Annotated in this window: 12 protein-coding genes; 5 read left to right on the plus strand and 7 right to left on the minus strand. The window is 45.1% G+C overall.

The window, feature by feature from the left end; translation table 11 throughout:
- Nucleotides 1–11 precede the first annotated feature (11 nt).
- On the plus strand, nucleotides 12–2,180 hold the full coding sequence (locus BLQ87_RS06055) for an alpha-N-acetylglucosaminidase (protein ID WP_216857783.1): 2,169 nt from the start codon (nucleotides 12–14) through the stop codon (nucleotides 2,178–2,180).
- Here the strand turns inward: BLQ87_RS06055 and BLQ87_RS06060 are convergent.
- The 7 genes from BLQ87_RS06060 to BLQ87_RS06090 form a co-directional block, all read right to left on the minus strand.
- Nucleotides 2,104–2,658, minus strand: a complete 555-nt coding sequence (locus BLQ87_RS06060; RefSeq protein WP_074605249.1) for a LacI family DNA-binding transcriptional regulator — start codon at nucleotides 2,656–2,658, stop codon at nucleotides 2,104–2,106. The two genes, BLQ87_RS06055 and BLQ87_RS06060, sit on opposite strands and share 77 nt — an antisense overlap.
- Entirely contained in the window at nucleotides 2,628–4,073 is a 1,446-nt protein-coding gene (locus BLQ87_RS06065; protein WP_074605250.1) for a right-handed parallel beta-helix repeat-containing protein, read from the minus strand. The genes BLQ87_RS06060 and BLQ87_RS06065 overlap by 31 nt, the downstream gene beginning before the upstream one ends.
- A 14-nt stretch (nucleotides 4,074–4,087) precedes the next feature.
- Entirely contained in the window at nucleotides 4,088–5,416 is a 1,329-nt protein-coding gene (locus BLQ87_RS06070; RefSeq protein WP_074605251.1) for an IPT/TIG domain-containing protein, read from the minus strand.
- Between the two features lie 35 nt (nucleotides 5,417–5,451).
- Nucleotides 5,452–7,281: a RagB/SusD family nutrient uptake outer membrane protein gene (locus BLQ87_RS06075; RefSeq protein WP_074605252.1), complete on the minus strand. Its 1,830-nt coding sequence runs from the start codon at nucleotides 7,279–7,281 to the stop codon at nucleotides 5,452–5,454.
- Nucleotides 7,282–7,321: 40 nt separating this feature from the next.
- Nucleotides 7,322–10,756, minus strand: coding sequence for a TonB-dependent receptor (locus BLQ87_RS06080; protein ID WP_083361710.1), 3,435 nt, complete (start codon nucleotides 10,754–10,756; stop codon nucleotides 7,322–7,324).
- 150 nt (nucleotides 10,757–10,906) lie between these two features.
- Nucleotides 10,907–12,055, minus strand: a complete 1,149-nt coding sequence (locus BLQ87_RS06085) for a FecR family protein (protein WP_083361711.1) — start codon at nucleotides 12,053–12,055, stop codon at nucleotides 10,907–10,909.
- An 87-nt stretch (nucleotides 12,056–12,142) separates the two neighbouring features.
- Nucleotides 12,143–12,706 carry an RNA polymerase sigma factor gene (locus BLQ87_RS06090; RefSeq protein WP_074605253.1) on the minus strand — a complete coding sequence of 188 codons (564 nt, stop codon included), beginning with the start codon at nucleotides 12,704–12,706 and terminating at the stop codon, nucleotides 12,143–12,145.
- Nucleotides 12,707–13,017: 311 nt separating this feature from the next.
- Here BLQ87_RS06090 and BLQ87_RS06095 point away from each other — a divergent pair, with 311 nt between their 5' ends.
- The 4 genes from BLQ87_RS06095 to BLQ87_RS06110 are packed head-to-tail and all read left to right on the plus strand — an operon-like array spanning nucleotide 13,018 to nucleotide 17,268.
- Nucleotides 13,018–14,163, plus strand: coding sequence for a TauD/TfdA family dioxygenase (locus BLQ87_RS06095; RefSeq protein WP_083361712.1), 1,146 nt, complete (start codon nucleotides 13,018–13,020; stop codon nucleotides 14,161–14,163).
- Between the two features lie 3 nt (nucleotides 14,164–14,166).
- A complete protein-coding gene (gene tmpA, locus BLQ87_RS06100; RefSeq protein ID WP_083361713.1) occupies nucleotides 14,167–15,351 on the plus strand; it encodes a 2-trimethylaminoethylphosphonate dioxygenase in 1,185 nt (394 codons plus the stop codon).
- A gap of 20 nt (nucleotides 15,352–15,371) precedes the next feature.
- Nucleotides 15,372–15,962 (plus strand): HD domain-containing protein, encoded by a 591-nt coding sequence (locus tag BLQ87_RS06105; RefSeq protein WP_074605254.1) that lies wholly within the window; start codon nucleotides 15,372–15,374, stop codon nucleotides 15,960–15,962.
- The gene (locus tag BLQ87_RS06110) at nucleotides 15,940–17,268 is read left to right on the plus strand and encodes a DUF5690 family protein (protein ID WP_074605255.1); all 1,329 of its coding nucleotides are present in this window, start codon (nucleotides 15,940–15,942) and stop codon (nucleotides 17,266–17,268) included. Before BLQ87_RS06105 ends, BLQ87_RS06110 begins: the two co-directional genes overlap by 23 nt.
- Nucleotides 17,269–17,493 lie beyond the last annotated feature (225 nt).

Consider the following 17,493-nt stretch of genomic DNA (forward strand, 5'->3'; position numbering starts at 1 on the left):
GTCTCTTTGAAATGGAAAAATCAATCAGTTTTATGCGAAAATTCAGCTATTTGCTTTTATTGTTACTCCCTTTAAACCTTTTGGCGCAGTCATTCAAACCAGTGCAGGAGCTGGTTAAACGGAGAACGCCCTGGTTAGCACAACATATAGTTTTCAAATCGCTGAAAAGCGATCAGCAGGATGTGGTCGAATTGCAGAGCCTGGGGGATAACCTAATCATCAGTGCTTCCGGGTCAAACGCTGCGGCAGTTGGGCTGAACTGGTATTTAAAATACTATTGTAACCGTTCTATGTCGCACATGGGAGATAATCTGGCCCCTGTATATCCCATTCCGGTGCTAAAAGAGAAAGTACGTGTGGAGGCCCCGGCCAAATACCGCTATGCTTTAAATTACTGCACTTACAATTACACCATGAGTTTTTACGATTGGAAAGATTGGGAGCATGAGCTGGACTGGATGGCTTTAAATGGCGTAAACCTGATGCTCAGCGTCAATGGAATGGAAGCGGTATGGCAAAGTACACTCAGGCAGATTGGCTATACCGATCAGGAAGTGAACGAATTTTTAGTCGGCCCTGCGTATACCGCATGGTGGCTGATGGGAAATATACAAGGCTGGGGAGGTCCGATGCCTCAAAGTCAGATTGACGGCCGTAAAGCTTTACAGCAACGGATGATGAAGCGGATGAAAGAACTCGGCATAGAACCGGTATTGCAAGGTTTCTATGGAATGGTCCCGGCTTCTTTAAAAGAAAAAAGTAAAGCGCAAATCATTGACCAGAAGACCTGGGGCGCATTTAAGCGCCCGGATATTTTAGTTCCCGGTACGCCTGACTTTTCCAGAATAGCGGGGATATATTATAAAGAATTGCAAAAAGCTTATGGCAAAAACATTCGTTTTTTTGCGGGAGATCCCTTTCACGAAGGAGGAATTACGGAGGGGATAGATTTAAGTAAGGCAGGTAAATCTATTCAAACTGAGATGCAAAAAAGTTTTCCGGGATCCACCTGGGTATTACAAGGCTGGCAGGACAACCCGAAGCAGAAAATGCTGGAAGGCCTTGATAAATCACATGTGCTGGTACAGGAGTTGTTTGGTGAGTTTACCAATAACTGGGAGAAAAGAAATGGCTATGACGCTACACCGTTTATCTGGTGTGTGGTGAACAACTTTGGCGAAAGACCAGGGTTGTATGGAAAACTACAGCGCTTTGCAGATGAGGTTGACCGGATTAGAAAAGGACCGTATAAAGAGGTGTTAAAAGGTGTAGGTGTAATGCCTGAAGGGCTCAATAACAATCCTCCGGTATATGATCTGATGTTGGAATTGGGTTGGAGAAAAGAACATGTGGAAGTGAAAGACTGGCTGAACGGTTATACTAAATATCGCTATGGAAGTTCAAATCCTTCTATTGATCAGGCCTGGCAGGGATTCCTGGAAACCATTTATCAAAGCATTCCAGGTTATCAGGAGGGGGCAAGCGAATCGGTGTTTTGTATCCGCCCAGCGCTGGATTCCAAACCCGCCTCCCATTGGGGAACACGGGTAAGAACTTATGACCTGCTGAAATTTAAAGCAGCAGCTTTGGAATTTGCAAAAGCAGCGCCTGAATTTAAAAACTCGGATACCTATCAGATTGACCTGATCAATATCTTCAGACAAGTGCTGGCCAATGATGGGGAACAGGTTTTTGAGGCAATGGCGAAGGCGTATGCTGCAAAAAATGCAGAAGCGTTTAGCCGCTTATCTGCTCAGTTTCTGGACATGATCCGCTTAACAGACGACCTGCTGTCCAGTCACCCGTATTATCAGTTAAATACCTATAAAGCTCAGGCCTTAAATTTAGGAAAGACGGAAGAAGAGAAAAAGCTAAACATCAGGAATGCCATGATGCTGATCACCTATTGGGGGGAAAACATTCCGGCAGAAGATAATCTGCATGAATATGCTTATAAAGAATGGGGCGGGTTAATGAAGGATTACTACCTGGTGCGATGGGAAATGTATCTCGCTCATTTACAAAACAATCTGCAGGGTAAAACCACGCAGGCTCCCAGCTTTTTCTGGTGGGAGCGTGCATGGGTGGAGCAAAATATGGAGATCAAACCGGAAATTTCTGTGAAGCCTTTAGCTCAGGTGATTGCTGAAATTCTAAAATTGAAAACAAGTGCTCAATAGCCTGATAAGATTGATCCGTATTCCTGTGTTCCAGAATGACCACAGGAATGTTGTACCTTCTGAGCTGTTCAATCTGCTCAGAAGGTGCTGTAGGCTTACCCACGGCGATCAGAACCCCATCTACTCTTAGGTTCTTCATGTTGTCCAGCACTTGTTTTTCCCGCTCCTGTTTTTCAAATGACTGACCAAAAATCACGTTGTAATTTCTGCTGTGGGCATAACGCTCTATTTTACTGAGCAGGGAAGAGTAAAAAGTTTCTCCAATATCGGGTAAGACCACGCCTATGGTAAAGGTCTTACCCCGTTTCAGGAAGACCGCGTTCTGGTTGGGATGGAAGTTTAGCTCTTTGGCCATTTTATTGACCCTCATCGTGGTCACAAGACCAATGCTGGGATGTCCGCGCAATGCCCTGGATACAGTGGAGGGATCAAGCTTTAGTTGTCTGGCTATATCTTTGATTGTGGGGATCTTTTCCATTTTCTGATGAGGTTAGCATAAAACTTAGTACTTACTGTTTTTAGGCTGGAACTGGCATCCTGACCGCTGGTTTTTTTCCAGAGTTGGAAGTCGGTAATCGGAGCACCATTGGTGCTGTTCCAGATCCATTGCGGTTGCCCTGTGCTAAAATAGCTGTTGTGGTCAATGAGGTTATGACTTCCGGTTAAGGTGTATTTATGAACCATGACATCTTTGGGCCCGGCATAGACCTTGTTGTATTTGATCACATTGCTGTCGCAGTGTTCGGTGAGCCTGAGCTCTCCTTCAATTTCTCCAAATGCACCTGGGACACGATTGTTTTGAAATAAGGTATTGTTGAGTACCGCACAGTTTTTAGTCCCGGCGATGGTGTAGTTTAAATAATCGCCCATATAAATGCCCGCCCTGTAGCAGTTGTAAACGAGGTTGTTTTTTACCGTAGTGGTTCTCGTGGGGTAAATGTTACTTTCACTGACGAGGCCAATTCCCCTGTCGCTCTCATAAACAATATTTCTTTCGATGAGGGTATTTGCCCCTCCGCAAACATAAATGGAGATGGCGCCAAAGCGGTCGGGACCCCATGTTTCCGGTGTTTTGGTCATGGTGTTGTGGTGAAAAACATTATCCCTGATGATACCGTTGCGGGCATAATTGCTTTCGACAGCGCCGTGAGGGTTCAGGCCGTCTCCACCCGCTACAATCACTCCGATGTTCTCGGTATCGTATACTTGATTGTGACTGAAGGTGAAACCGTCTATATTTCCGGCAAGGGTTACGTTTTCACTGGTTCCGGTTTGGGTATCGTGAACGGTACATCCGGTAATCAACAGGTTGCTGATGGGCTTAACACCGTTTCCAATGGCGAGTATGGCATGTCCGCTTCGTCCCTGTGCCAGTGTCGTATTGTTTTTGATGTTATAGATATTGCAGTTTTTAACCGTGATGTGTTGCCCGCTGCCTATAATCGCCATGCCCTGAGGATCGGTATTCCCCACAGCACTGTGGAGGTTGCAAATGTCAAACCCATCGATGGTTACATAGCTGACATTATTGAGCGTAACCAGTGCCTGCCATCCGGTAACGGTAATCTTGCTGCCGTCGATCACTGGTTTTTCTCCCGGGTAACGCTGCAGGCTAATGGTTTTTTCGGGTACACCGGATCTGGGGAATTTTACTTCCTGATAGTAGGTGCCGCCCCTAACCAGTACCTGATCTCCCGGCGCAGCATGGCTTAATGCGATATTGATGGTTTGGAAAGGCGAGTTAAGGCTGCCTGTATTGGTGTCAGCGCCATTTACAGCTACATAATACTTACGGGGTTTGTCCTTAGTTTTGGGTATAGCAGCAGAGGTTTTAGTTGTACAAACGAGTGTTTGTACAACTAAAACCAGGCTTAAAAAAGCAGATGGTTTCATGTGTTAAAATTGTGTTATTCGGAAATGATCTTCCTGATTCTGTTGTTATTTTTGTCGAGTACGTATACCGTTCCGTTTTTGTCTACCGCAACTCCACCAGGTGCGCTAAAAGAGGCTAGTCCGCCAAATCCATCTGTATAACCCGCTTTGCTGCTTCCGGCAAATGTGCCGACTTCGTAAGTAGTTGCCTGTAGGTAGCGGATGCTTTGGTCTGGGTTAGTGGTACTTCCGCCACCGGTTCCGTTGCCGGCAACATAGATGTTATTGTTGTTGTCGATGGCAATTCCCCATGGATAAGCGAACAGCGCAGCCGTAGCTACTCCATTTACATAACCGGTATTTCCCGGCTGACCGGCAACAATGCTGCCCTGCCAGGTACCTGCATTAAATTTTCTGATCACCTGATCGCCATGCGCAGATACAAATAAATTGCCTTTATTGTCGAATTTGATACCTGCGGGGTAATTGAGGCCGGAAATGATTTCCTTATTGCCCCCCTGAGCATTGATTTCATAAATATTTCCCGGGCTGGAGCAGCTGGCATAATAGAGTTTTCCACTTACTTTATCAAAAGCGACAGTCCATGGTGCCTGACTTCCAAAGCCCCAGGTTGTGGCCTGTCCGTCTGGCGTGATCTTTCTAATGTCCCAATTGCCCGGGTCTACACAATACAGGTTTCCTTGTCCGTCTATCGCAAGGTCGTAGGGCAAAGAGAAACTTGCTGCGGTGCCTTTGCCATCGGCGTAACCCGCAAGATTGGGATTGCCGGCCAGTGTGGTCACGTTTCCATCCGGGTCGATTTTCCGGATGCAGTGGTTACCTGGATCAGCGACGTAAACATTGAGATGATCGTCGACCACGATGCCTGAACTCCTGTACCAGTTTTGACCTGCAAAGTTAAAGGAAGCATCTGTTCCTTTGCCATTGGCAAATCCCGCGGCGCCGGACCCGGCAAGGGTACTCACCGTACGGGTATATTCATAATTGAAAATGGCCTCGCTGGAAGCCTCCCCGTTTTCTATGGTTATTTTTAAGGGGCCTGACTTTGATTTTTTTGGCACTACTGCCATGACCTGTGTTGCACTGGCACCAATCACTTTAAGGGCCAGGCCGTTCAGGGTCACCGAGATTTTAGAAAGGTCGGAAGAAAAATTGCTTCCGGTAATGAGGACCTCCGTGCCACCTCCACCTTTTTTAGGAATGAAATCCGAAATACTGATGGGAGATGAAGGATTATAACTGGCTTCTTTATCTTTTTTGCATCCGGTAAAAAAGAAGAGCAGGCAGACTGCGAAGCATAAGGTATACCGGCATTTTGCCTTTATATTGATGAATTGTTTCATGATCGGTTTTTTAAATACATAAATGATACGTGGTCTTACCAGCCTGGATTCTGTACCAGGGCCCTGTCGCGGTCCAGCTGGTATTGGGAAATAGGGAACAGGTACATTTTATCAGCCCATGCTCTTTTTTGAAAGAAGGTCCGGGTGTAAAAGCGTGTAAAACCAAATCCCTGGCCACCATCGTCCTCATTAACGTTCATCGAATAGATGGTTTGGTTTTCGGTGGCGCCCAGTTGTAACCTTCTGATGAGGGTATAATACCGGTCTCCTTCAAAACACAATTCTACTTGTCTTTCTTTCAGGATGTACTTTCTCATGAGTTCCTTGTTTCCAACAGCGGCAGGATAAACGGTTTCTATTCCTGGTAGTCCTGCTCTGGACCTGATCAGGTTGAGCGTGTTCACCACATCTGGATTGGAAGGAGCGTATTCATTGAGTGCTTCTGCATAATTCAGGAGAATTTCGGCAAAGCGCATGAGTATAAAGGGCCTGTAATTGGTGGCATCCTGCCTGATGTTATCCGCCGGACTTACATTTTTCAGGAAATTGTAACCCGTAATGGTATTGGTAATTCCGGTAGCTTTAGCCCCTGCTTTCCCGCTGTAATAGAATTCTACGCGGCCGGTGCCATCAACATTACCTGCTGAGGAGTAGTAATTTTTATCATCAACGGTAGGTGCAGGTAAAACCGGGCGACCATTATACTGAATATAGGCATAAAAACGAGGCTCGCGGTTGGCGTACATATTCCATTGGCCTTTTTTATGTGCCCAATACTGACTGCTGTTGTTTTCTGCAAAGCTTGTTTCGTCATAGCCCGAAGAAGGATCTTCAATACTGCGTCCGTTACCCATGTAAAAGGCATCCACCACGTTTTGAGTGGCGTTATACAGGTTAATCCCTCCGGGGTTGGGAGAAGATGCTTTGGTATATCCCCAATAGTTCCATGAATTTCTCGAGAACAGGATTTCTTTGTTCCAGTTGGTCAGGAAAAGATCCCGTACAGAGAGGTAGGGATCAAATGTGGTCCCGCCATTGTCCAGATTGGTAAATAACTTATAGGCATTGAGGTCTATGACCGCTTTTGCTGCATCTGCCGCAATTTTCCATTTGTTGACATCGTATGTTGCCGGAGCGAGTGCGGTTCCGTCCTGATTTTTCAGGGAATTGAACGCCGGGTTTCCATTCCACAATGGACTGGCTGCCCATAGCGCGAGCTGTGATTTAACGGCCAGACAAGATCCCTTTGAAGGGCGGCCATAATTGCTGGAAGAGGCCCAGCTCACCGGCAGGTCAACTGCTGCTTCATCCATTAACTGGTTCACATAGTCTTTACATTCGTCGAAAGTAGCCCTTGGATATTTATTGAAATCTTCATCTAAGGCAAGGGGACCTGTTAGCTTTACCACCGGTCCGTATTGTTTGATCAGCTGCCAGTAAAACCAGCCCCTTAAGAATTTAGATTCTGCTTTATACTGAGCCTTTAAATCCGGCCCGAGTTGGGAATTCGGTACTTTATCTACATTGGCCTCAAAGATAAAGGAGGAGCGGATACCGGTGTAATAATTGTCCCAATGGTCGTAATAGGCATTTACGGAACTCCAGTTTCCAGCTACCATTTGCCGGATATTGGTGCCAGGGATGGAAACCGAAGCCTCATCACTAATCCCAATATGTGCATAGTCTATTTCGAGGACGGCACCATAGATGTTGTACAGGTAAGATTCTGCATTGGCCCGGTTGCTCCACAGAATATCTGAGGTGAGCAGGTTATCCGGTTTTTCGTCCAGGTGTTTGCAGGAGGATAACATGCTTGTTAAAAACAATGATCCTACGGCGAGAATGAATATATATGTGTGTTTCATCAGAATATTTTTAATGCTTGTAATTGATCAATAGCTTTTGTTAAAACGATACTTTCAGTCCGAGGGCAAACGTTCTTAGAGGCGGATAACCTGAAGCGTTGGCGCCCAGTTCCGGATCCCATAACTTAAATTTGGAGAAGGTGAGCAGGTTTTGGCCGGTCAGGTAAAAATAAACCGACTTAATACCGGATTTGGTAAGAAAGGCATCTGAAAATTTATAACCTAAGGTGGCTTGTTTTAAACGAACGAAGCTGCCGTCTTTAGACCACCAGGTGCTGGGTTGGTAGTTATTGCTGTTCTGATTGGCGATTCCTAATCTGGGGTAATAAGCATCCTGTCTTGGGTTTTCCAGGGTCCACCTGTTTTCCAGGCTGGCCAGCATTCCCGAAGGATATTGGCCCATACCGGTAAAGGGGACAATGCCGGCTCCCGTTGCCCCGTCGCCTGTTACTGCGGAACCATTGGCCATAAAAGTTGCATTGGAAATTCCCTGGAAGAAAAGAGAAAGGTCTACGCCTTTATAACCTACCGTAAATCCTGAGCCATATAAAATGGTAGGGATATCTGATTTACCGGTATACACGCGGTCGAAAGGGTTGATCACGCCATCGCGATTCACATCTTTGTATTTGATATCACCTGGCCTTAATATGGCACCAAACTGACTGGGGCTGCCGGCAATTTGTTCCGCAGAGGTAAATAAGCCCTCAGCAACGTACATCAGCTTGTCGCCTAACTTTTGTCCGGTTGCCTGCTGATACGCATAAAGCTGTTTTGGCTCGTCCCGCTGGATGATTTTATTGTTGTTATACGTGAAATTCCCATAGAGGCGAAGGGAAACATTACCGATGTTTTCGTTGTACTCGATATTGGCATCCACACCTTGGTTGTTCATTTCGCCTAAATTGGCATATACCGTTCCGGTTACGCCGATGATTCCGGAAAGGGAGCTGCGGGAAATTAAGATGTTCTTTCTTCTTTCCTTATAGAGGTCTATTGTGAGGTTCAGTTTATTGAACAAACCGATTTCTATCCCAATATTGTCTTTAGTGGCTTTTTCCCAGGTGAGGTTTTCTACGCCGATTACGCTTTCTGTAACCCCGTTGAAGATGGCTCCGTTAAAGCCTAAACCGATAGAACGGCCCGGGCCAAACTGGTTCAGGTAAGGGAACCTTTTCAGACCAGCGTCAATTCCGATCTGATCGTTCCCTACAATCCCATGTGAACCTCTGATCTTCAATAGGTTCATGCTGGAAGACAGTTTGTCGAAAAAGGGTTCTTTAGAGATCACCCATCCTGCAGAAACGGAAGGGAAAAATCCAAATCTTTTACCGGGTTCAAAGTTCTCTGAACCTGTATAACCTGCGTCAAATTCTACGAGGTACCGGTCTGCATAGGCGTAGGTAGCCCTGAATGCCATGCCCTGGTTTTTGTAGGGGATGGAAGAAATGACGTCTCCTGCAGAACTCACTACCCTTGAGCGCATATTGTATAAAAACAAACCTCCAAAATGGTGATTGCCAAAACTGCGGTCGTAATTGATATTGGTTTCCAGGTACATCTTTTTTTCGGCCTGCGAGTATTGGGAATAACCCAGAAACTGATCTCCAACCCTGGATTGGTTCAGGATCAGGTTGCCTTCCGCATCTCTTGCGCTGGCGAGAAAAAGGTTGTTTCTTCCGGATCTTCTATTGTTGTTTTCACTATAGGAGTCGAAGGAAAATCTGGCCATGGCACTTAATCCTTTAGTAAAGCGGTCTAATTTCTGGTTGATGGCGAAAATAGACTGTATCGTTGGCCTGAACTCCGTTGCATAACCGGAATTCTGGATTTCGTTAACCGGGTTACTTCCCCCATTGTTAAAAGGGCCTGCCCATGATCCATCAGGATATTGGATAGGAAAGGCAATGGGTGGGGTCAAATAAGCATTGTACCAGATTTTGCTGGCTGATAAACCGGGATATCTGCTGCTCACCAGCATGGCGTCCAGGTTCATGGACAAGAGGGTAGTAGGGCTTAAATCGATATCGAGGTTGGTCCTGAAATCATATCTCTTAAAGTTTAAATTCGGATTATAGCCGTTTTGCTTGCTTACTTTGTAACTGCCGTCCTGATTATAGAAAGAGGCAGAAACATAATACCTTACACTTTGGGAACCGCCGCTTACATTTAAATTGGTATTGAAACCCGGTGCCCAGTCTTTATAGGTAGATTTTATCCAGTTCACATTTGGGTATAGGTATGGATCCAGACCACTGGCCGTTTTTTGGATGATTTCTTCGGAATACACAGGTTGGTTGCCATCGTTAACAGTGGCTTCATTATATAGCCGCATCCAGGAAACACCATCCAGCATTTTTGGCGTTTTGGTAAGACCAGACATGGAGGCTTCTGTTTTAATGGAAATCTGGGGCTTGCCTGCAACACCTCGTTTGGTGGTGATAATCAGGACACCATTGGCCCCCCTGGCACCATATACTGCTGTTGAAGAGGCGTCTTTTAGTAAGGAAATACTTTGTATGTCTTCCGGATCTATGTTGTTGTAGGAGCCCCCAAAAGAACTGTTTACATCATCCCGCTGTACCCCATCAATAATAATCAGGGGCTCTGCATTACCGGTAAAAGTACCAATCCCCCTGATCGTAAAAGAGGCATTGTCATATCCGGGTTCCCCGCTTCTCTGCATGGAGATGACCCCGGCAACTTTACCGGCCAGTGAATTGGAGAGCGAACGGTTGGTCGTTTGCATATCTGTCATATTGATGGTGCTGACGGCTCCGGTGATGGTGATCTTTTTCTGTTTACCATAACCAACCACGACCACCTCATCCAGTGCTTTATCTTCTTCTGTGAGGGTAATGTTGATTTCCGTCCGGCCATTTAAAGGGATTTCTTTGGTCACAAAGCCGACCATCTGGATCAGCAGGATGTCTTTTGGATCTACCTGGATTTTAAAGTTTCCGTTGGAATCTGTGGAGGTTGCCTTTTTACTGCCCTTAATTAATACGGTTGCGCCGGGAATGGGGATGCCTTTTGAATCCGTGACCTGACCATGGATTTCCTCCGTTGTGAAGAGGTCCACCAGTTTGTCTACGGCTTTATCCAGAACGGAACTTTCTTTTGGTTTGATCAGAATGGTTTTCCCGTCTATGACATAGGTCAGGGGAAGGTTGGTCAGAATTTTTTTCAGGGCGACTTCCAGTTCTTCGTTCTTTACGAAAATAGTAATGGGGTCGATTCCGTTGATGACTTTGCGGTCAAACAGAAAGTTGTATCCACTTTGATTGTGGATCTTTTCCAATGCATTTTTTAAGGAAACCCGATGTTCATTAAGGGTAATGCGTTGCCCGAAGGTTGCCGCACTGACCTGCATTAAAGTGAATAGGAGCATTGTGGTGGTTAGGCGCATAATCATCCATATTTTACGGATATAACGGTCTGTTATACCCGGCTTGCCGGCATAAAATCTATACATTTTGTTATATTTGGTTGTGCAGAGGCCGCTCAGGTCGAATTGTTCGGCAACTGCAAGTTTCGGTTAGTAGAATTATTTTATTAACGGATGCCAGCTAATTATCGGGGGTGTTTCCAGCACCCCTGGTGATTTGGCATTTTTGAGTAGTAGTTATTCGGTCACAGTTACCCTCCTTCCTTCTATTTTGAAACGAACATCACCTACGGTTTCTATCCATTTCAGTACTTCCGATAGCTTGCTTTTTCTGGATACTAATCCGTCCAAAATCAATGTAGAACTGGCCTTTGCATCGGTTTCATAAGCGACTTCGACATCATACCATCTTGCGATCCTGCGCATGGCAGATTTTAAATTCTCTCCATCGAATACGAAATCTCCATTTTTCCAGCCCATGGTTTCGGCGGTATTGACCACACGCACATTGATGATGCCGTTCGGATTAATGGAAGCCTGCTGGCTGGGGCTCAATACAACCGCGGGTTGTTTTTTACCCTGATGGTTGTATAAGCTTTGAACCTGCATGGCCCCGGCTATCAGTGTGGTTTTGGCGCTTGCTTCATCGGTGTAACTATTGATATTAAAAGATGTTCCAAGATCTTCTGCAATTTGTGATGCCGTCTGTACGCGGAATGGCTGCTTCGCGTTATGATTAACCTCGAAATAGGCTTCGCCGGTTAACTCGACCCTGCGTTCCTTAAGACCCGCAAAGCTGGAAGGAAATTTTAAAGCCGATGCGGCATTTAACCATACCCTGGTCCCGTCGGAGAGGGTAATCTGGTACTGGCCTCCCTTGGGGGTCGCCAGTGTCAGCTGCTGAAAAGTTCCTCCGGAAGCGGGATTCATTTGGCTGATGTCTGTCCCATCGTTATAAGCCAGACCGGATTTACCGATCAGGACTCCACCTTTAAGGTTGTTTAAATCAAGCTTTTGGCCGTTTGCTAAGGTGATACTTGCTTTATTACCTCCCGGGTTAATATCATGAAGCGCTAAATCGTAAACTGAGTTTTTTCTGGTTTGGGTTTGCAGGTAAAAGAACAGTGCGGTGCTCAGGATCAGGAACAGCGATGCTGCAACCAATAAGCTTTGTTTTAATTTTTTAGATTTGGTTTCTGGAGGCAGGATCGTATTCATCGCTTTAATGTCGAGCAGGTCCTCATGCAGTTCTTCTGCAGTTAAGTCTAGTGGAAGGTCTTTGTTCCACTGGAGATACCAGCTTTCTAAAAAAGCGATTTCTTCAGGCGTACAGTTTCCTGCGTGTTTTTTTTCTAAAAGCTGGTCTATTTCCTCTTGTTGCATCATTTTTGGCCAGGGAAGGAGCGTACCTTCCGCATTCAGAGAGTAGAGACGAAGGAGAATGGCTTTGGGGGGTAAAGAAAATAAAAAAAATTATAAAGAGAGGAAGAGCATAGAGCCAAACTTAATGCGAAGTATTCTTAATGCACCGTTGACGGCACTTTTTACGGATTGTTCAGACAGGTTAAGTTCTTTTGCGATTTCCTGATGACTGAGAAATCTCTTTCTGCTCAATTCAAATATCTGACGGGTCCGCGGAGGAAGATTTGCGATTTCCTGATCGATGAGGGCGGTAAGCTGGTTTTGCCGGGCGAGGTAATCTGTGGTCACCACACCACTTTCTGCAAAAGACTGAATGGATTGGGTATAGGAAGTTTTTAGTTTTTGCTTTGCAAGGAGGTCGAATATTTTGTTTCTAACCGAGGTATACAGATAGGCAGAAAGGCTGGTTTTAAAAGTGATCTCCTCACGTTTATGCCATAAGGTAGTGAAGAGTTCGTGAACCAGGTCTTTGCACTCTTCTCTTAATTGAAGTCTTTTGTAAGCATGAATATATAAGGAGGCATGATAACGATTGTAAATTTCGGCATAAGCCAATTTGTCATCAGACTTGAGTAAATCTGCCAGTTCCTGATCATTACGGCTTTTGTAGGACATTTTGTTTGGATACACTAACGTACATAAATATTATATTTGATCAAAATAAAAGATGGGGCCTGATATGTACAGAGATCGCTGATTTGTAATAATCCGGTGTCTTATCGTTGAATGTGATTTTAATGTTATCCTGATATTAAATAACAGGTCTTTTTGGAGATTTTTTAAGACCATTATTGGAATGGCAGGCCTCTTTTTGGCTTCGGCTACCCCGTTATTTGTTAACAAATCACCCTAATACATAACCTGATGTTTAATATTTGATCATACTGTTTGCAGAGTTTTACCGCTGTAAATGTTGTAGATCAGTCATGATGGAAAGGTATCATATAGTCAGTTATTCCGCAGATAGAAATGTGCTCGCCATTAAATGGGGTGATGGGCACAAAAGTACCTATCATTATATATACTTAAGAGACAACTGCCCTTCCCCGAAGAGCATTCATGAAAATGGGCAAAAGATCACCGAAACTGCGCAGCTGAATCCGGAGATCAGGCCTGCACATATTGAACTTGTAAAAGAGGATACCATACAGATTACATGGGAACAGGACGGGCATAGCAGCAGTTTTCCGGCAGCATGGCTACGGGATCATTGCCTTTCCACAGCTGAAATTGAAAAGCGGGGGCAGAAGGACCTGCTTTTTGAGCCTATAGAATTATGGGACAGTACACTTGGAATTGGCGTTCCCCAGGGGGAATACCAGCAGGTTACTGAAGATCGTACCTCGCTTACGGTTTGGCTGGAGTATGTGCGCCGGTATGGGTTTGCCGTTTTAAATGATGTACCGCTCAGGAAAGCTGCGGTAGTGGAAGTTGCCCGTTTGTTCGGTTATGTACGCGAGACAAATTATGGGCGTGTTTATCAGGAGAAAATCCTGCTCCATCCGAATAACCTGACCTTTACTTCACAGGCACTGAGCCCGCGGACAGATAATCCCTATCGTGACCCTGTACCTACCTTGCAATTGTTGCATTGTCTGCATAATGAAGTGACGGGGGGCGATACGATTGTCGTAGACGGTTTTAAAGTGGCCACTGCAATGAGAAAAAAACACCCGGACCTTTTTGAACTTCTAAGCAGGGTTCCGGTCAGCTTTCGCTTCCGGGATAAGGACCATTGGATAGAACGAAAGACCACGATTATCGGTCTTGACCCTCAAAAAAAGCTGCACAGCATCAGGTTCAATAACAGGGCCATTCAACCTTTTGAGATGGACAATCAGCTCATTCCTGATTTTTACAGGGCTTATCAGACATTTGCGCGGATGCTCGATGATCCGGCCGCTCAGGTCAGGTTTAAGATGATGCCGGGACAACTTTTTATTGCAGATAATGAACGCGTGCTGCATGGACGGACCGCGTTTGACCGTAAAGAAGGGAAGCGGCACCTTCAAGGCACTTATGCCGACCGGGACGGGCTGTTGAGTAAGCTCCGCATGCTAAAGAAAAATTAAACAATGGAACAGAACGAGAATATCATGAACACACAAGTACTTATTGAAAAGGTAACGGAAGCTGAGTATGCACTTCTGGTGCATTGGGAAAACGGAGAAATATCTGCTTATCCTTTTCTGTACCTGAGGGACAATTGCCCATCACCATCAACCCTACACAGTAATGGACAGAAGCTGATAGAAACATCAGCTATAAATCCGGCTATACGTCCTAAAAGCCTGCAATTGAATCCTCAGCAGGAAGTCCTGATCGAATGGGATACCGAAGTCCACGTTAGCGTGTTTTCTGCAGACTGGCTGTTTAACCACAGACTGTCAAAAACCGCAATTGCAGCGCGCCGTGAAGGAAAGAAAGCATCGGAGCCGGTTGTACTATGGGATGAAACGCTAAATGATCAATATCCGGTTGGAGACTATACTGAAATTGCGGTTCATGAGGAAGCTTTATGTGCCTGGCTGGAACAGGTAAGGAAATATGGTTTTGCCGTTTTGCGCAATGTTCCTGCGGAACCTGGGATGGTGTGTAAAGTGGTTGAACTGTTTGGTTATATCCGTGAAACGAATTATGGGAAGCTGTTTGATGTTAGAACAACGCTTAATCCCAGTAATCTTGCCTTTACTTCGCTTGGTTTGAGTGCACATACAGATAATCCATACCGCAATCCTACACCAACGCTACAGCTGCTGCATTGTTTGCAATCGAGTGCAGTTGGGGGCAATTCTGTGCTTGTGGACGGCTTTAAGGTGATTGCCGACCTGAAATTGCAGCATCCGGAAATGTTCCGCCTATTGTCCACTACTCCGGTAACCTTCCGGTTTGTAAACCAGGAGGAGGAGATAGAAAGAACAGAGACGATCATCGGACTGGATGTCTTTGATGAGGTAAATGCGATCCGGTTCAATAACCGTTCTATACAGGCTTTTGAACTGGAAGAAGATCAGATGTCTGCATTCTATGCGGCTTATCAGCAGCTGGCGAAAATGATCGACGATGAACATTATTTTGTTCAGTTCAAAATGGAAGCTTCCGACCTTTTTATCGTAGATAACGAAAGGGTGATGCATGGACGGTCTGCGTATGACGGTGCTGCAGGTGAACGGTTTTTACAAGGTGCTTACGCGGATAGAGACGGACTTTTAAGTAAGCTTCGGGTATTGAAACGTAAAGAGGTAACACAGCAGGCTTAATTCAGATCAACAAATTCAGAATGGAACAACAACAGATAAACGATACTATTGCCCGGATATTTGGCTTGTACGAAGCTCATGGCGCAGAAGAATATGGAGAACGGGTAAGTATGCTGATGCACATGATGCAATGCGCTCAATTGGCACAGGCAGCTGGTGAGGAAGACGAAATCATACTGGCGGCATTCTTTCACGATATCGGTCATTTCTTCGAAAATGAAGAAAAGATGCACATCTATGGAACGCAGAAACATGATGATTTAGGTGGTAAATGTTTGATCGATATGGGATTCCCACAAAAGATGGCGAGTTTGGTTGCCAGTCATGTCGCTGCTAAAAGATACCTCGTTTATGCGGAGCCCGCCTATTACGATGAATTGTCTGAAGCGAGTAAGATTACCCTTGAATTTCAAGGAGGGAAGATGAGTGCAGAAGAGGCAGCAGCATTTGAAAAAGATCCTTTAGTGCCCTTATATGTTAAATTACGCAAATGGGATGATCTGGGAAAAGATGCGGAGAAACCTGTGCTCAGTACTGACATCCAGCAAATGAAAGACATGACCTATAATTATTTGCTGCAGCTAAAGAATGGAAAAGATCAGCCTGATTAAAGGAAAGCTTGGGCAAATGCCTCCGGCCTATACTGCGCTATTGTGTGCGATGGCTACATTTTGTATTTACGTTTGCACTTATGCATTTCGTAAAGGATTTACCGCCGGCACTTATCTGGAGCATCAGCTGCTGGGCATTGATTTCAAGGTATGGCTGGTCATTGCACAGGTTGGCGGTTATGCATTGAGTAAATTTATTGGCATTCGGTTTATCGCAGAAATACAACCACATGGAAGGGCCAGAGCGATTCTCATTTTACTGTTGATCGCCTGGTTGTCGCTCTTTGGCTTTGCCGTCATTCCTGCGCCATATAGCATCGCTTGTTTGTTTCTCAATGGAATCCCACTGGGTTTGATCTGGGGTTTGATTTTTACCTATATTGAAGGCCGGAAAAGCGCGGAGTTTATTGGAGCTGTGCTCTGTACGAGTTTCATCTTTTCCTCAGGAATCATTAAGACTATAGGCAGGTTTATGATAATACATTGGTCTGTATCTGAAAAATGGATGCCCTTTATGGTCGGGCTTTTATTTGTGTTGCCGCTTTTCTTTTTTGTGTACTTACTGGAACAGGTGCCTCCGCCAAGCGCAGAAGACATCAGGCTAAGAACCCAACGCCTGCCCATGACAGCCAAAGAACGGAAAGCATTTGTGAAGTATTTTCTGCCGGGACTGGTCTTTAACATTACCATTTATGTTTTGCTCACTGTGATGCGCGACTTCAGGGATAATTTTGAAGTCGAGATCTGGTCGGACTTTGGTTATAAAGATAATCTGGGGATTTACAGTCAGATCGACATTCCGATTGCTATTGTGGTATTGATCCTGATGTCGCTGATCATGTTGGTTAAACAGAATTTTAAGGCATTTCAGCTGGCTCATTTTAGTATCGGTCTGGGCTTTCTGCTCATCGGAATCCCAACCCTGATGTTTACCGGTGGAAAGATACCAGCCATGACTTATATGTACATGGTGACCCTGGGCCTCTATCTGGCTTATGTCCCGTATTCAATTATTTTCTTTGAGCGCCTGATTGCGACTTTCAGGTACAAAAGTAATGTGGGTTTTATGATTTATCTGGCCGACTCGATAGGTTATCTGGGGAGTGTTTTTATTCTGCTGTTCAAGCAGTTTGGACATACTCAATTGTCCTGGGGAAGTTTCTTTGTCTACGGGGCGGGAGTAGTGGCCATCATCGGCATTATCGGAACGGGCCTGTCCTACGTTTATTTCTACAGGAAAAAGAGGAGGATTGTAATGGTCTCGGAAGAAACGAAGCCGTTGCGGGTTGATCCTATAGTTTCTTAACCTCCGGTTCTCTGTTTTTTTACTAAAGGTATTTCTGAGTTTCAAAATTGTTTATTTTTCGGGGGAGACCGAAGTTCGGAAATCTTACGCTTTATAAAGGGATAAACAGTTTCATGATGTTTAAGTTTTCTTTGGCCTCCTTAAAAATTGAGCGAGCAATGTTAGGAAGGATAGTAAAGAAAGAAAAATGGAACCGTATATGACCACATAGCATATCGAATAGAG

Source organism: Pedobacter steynii (genome assembly GCF_900103665.1).
GTDB lineage: Bacteria > Bacteroidota > Bacteroidia > Sphingobacteriales > Sphingobacteriaceae > Pedobacter > Pedobacter steynii.

Bases quoted from the DNA above. Each gene is read 5' to 3' on its own strand.
- BLQ87_RS06070 (WP_074605251.1), bottom strand. From the start codon at position 5,416: ATGAAACAATTCATCAATATAAAGGCAAAATGCCGGTATACCTTATGC.
- BLQ87_RS06085 (WP_083361711.1), bottom strand. From the start codon at position 12,055: ATGATGCAACAAGAGGAAATAGACCAGCTTTTAGAAAAAAAACACGCA.
- BLQ87_RS06060 (WP_074605249.1), bottom strand. From the start codon at position 2,658: ATGGAAAAGATCCCCACAATCAAAGATATAGCCAGACAACTAAAGCTT.
- BLQ87_RS06075 (WP_074605252.1), bottom strand. From the start codon at position 7,281: ATGAAACACACATATATATTCATTCTCGCCGTAGGATCATTGTTTTTA.
- BLQ87_RS06110 (WP_074605255.1), top strand. From the start codon at position 15,940: ATGGAAAAGATCAGCCTGATTAAAGGAAAGCTTGGGCAAATGCCTCCG.
- BLQ87_RS06095 (WP_083361712.1), top strand. From the start codon at position 13,018: ATGATGGAAAGGTATCATATAGTCAGTTATTCCGCAGATAGAAATGTG.
- BLQ87_RS06065 (WP_074605250.1), bottom strand. From the start codon at position 4,073: ATGAAACCATCTGCTTTTTTAAGCCTGGTTTTAGTTGTACAAACACTC.
- BLQ87_RS06105 (WP_074605254.1), top strand. From the start codon at position 15,372: ATGGAACAACAACAGATAAACGATACTATTGCCCGGATATTTGGCTTG.
- tmpA (WP_083361713.1), top strand. From the start codon at position 14,167: ATGGAACAGAACGAGAATATCATGAACACACAAGTACTTATTGAAAAG.
- BLQ87_RS06055 (WP_216857783.1), top strand. From the start codon at position 12: ATGGAAAAATCAATCAGTTTTATGCGAAAATTCAGCTATTTGCTTTTA.
- BLQ87_RS06090 (WP_074605253.1), bottom strand. From the start codon at position 12,706: ATGTCCTACAAAAGCCGTAATGATCAGGAACTGGCAGATTTACTCAAG.
- BLQ87_RS06080 (WP_083361710.1), bottom strand. From the start codon at position 10,756: ATGTATAGATTTTATGCCGGCAAGCCGGGTATAACAGACCGTTATATC.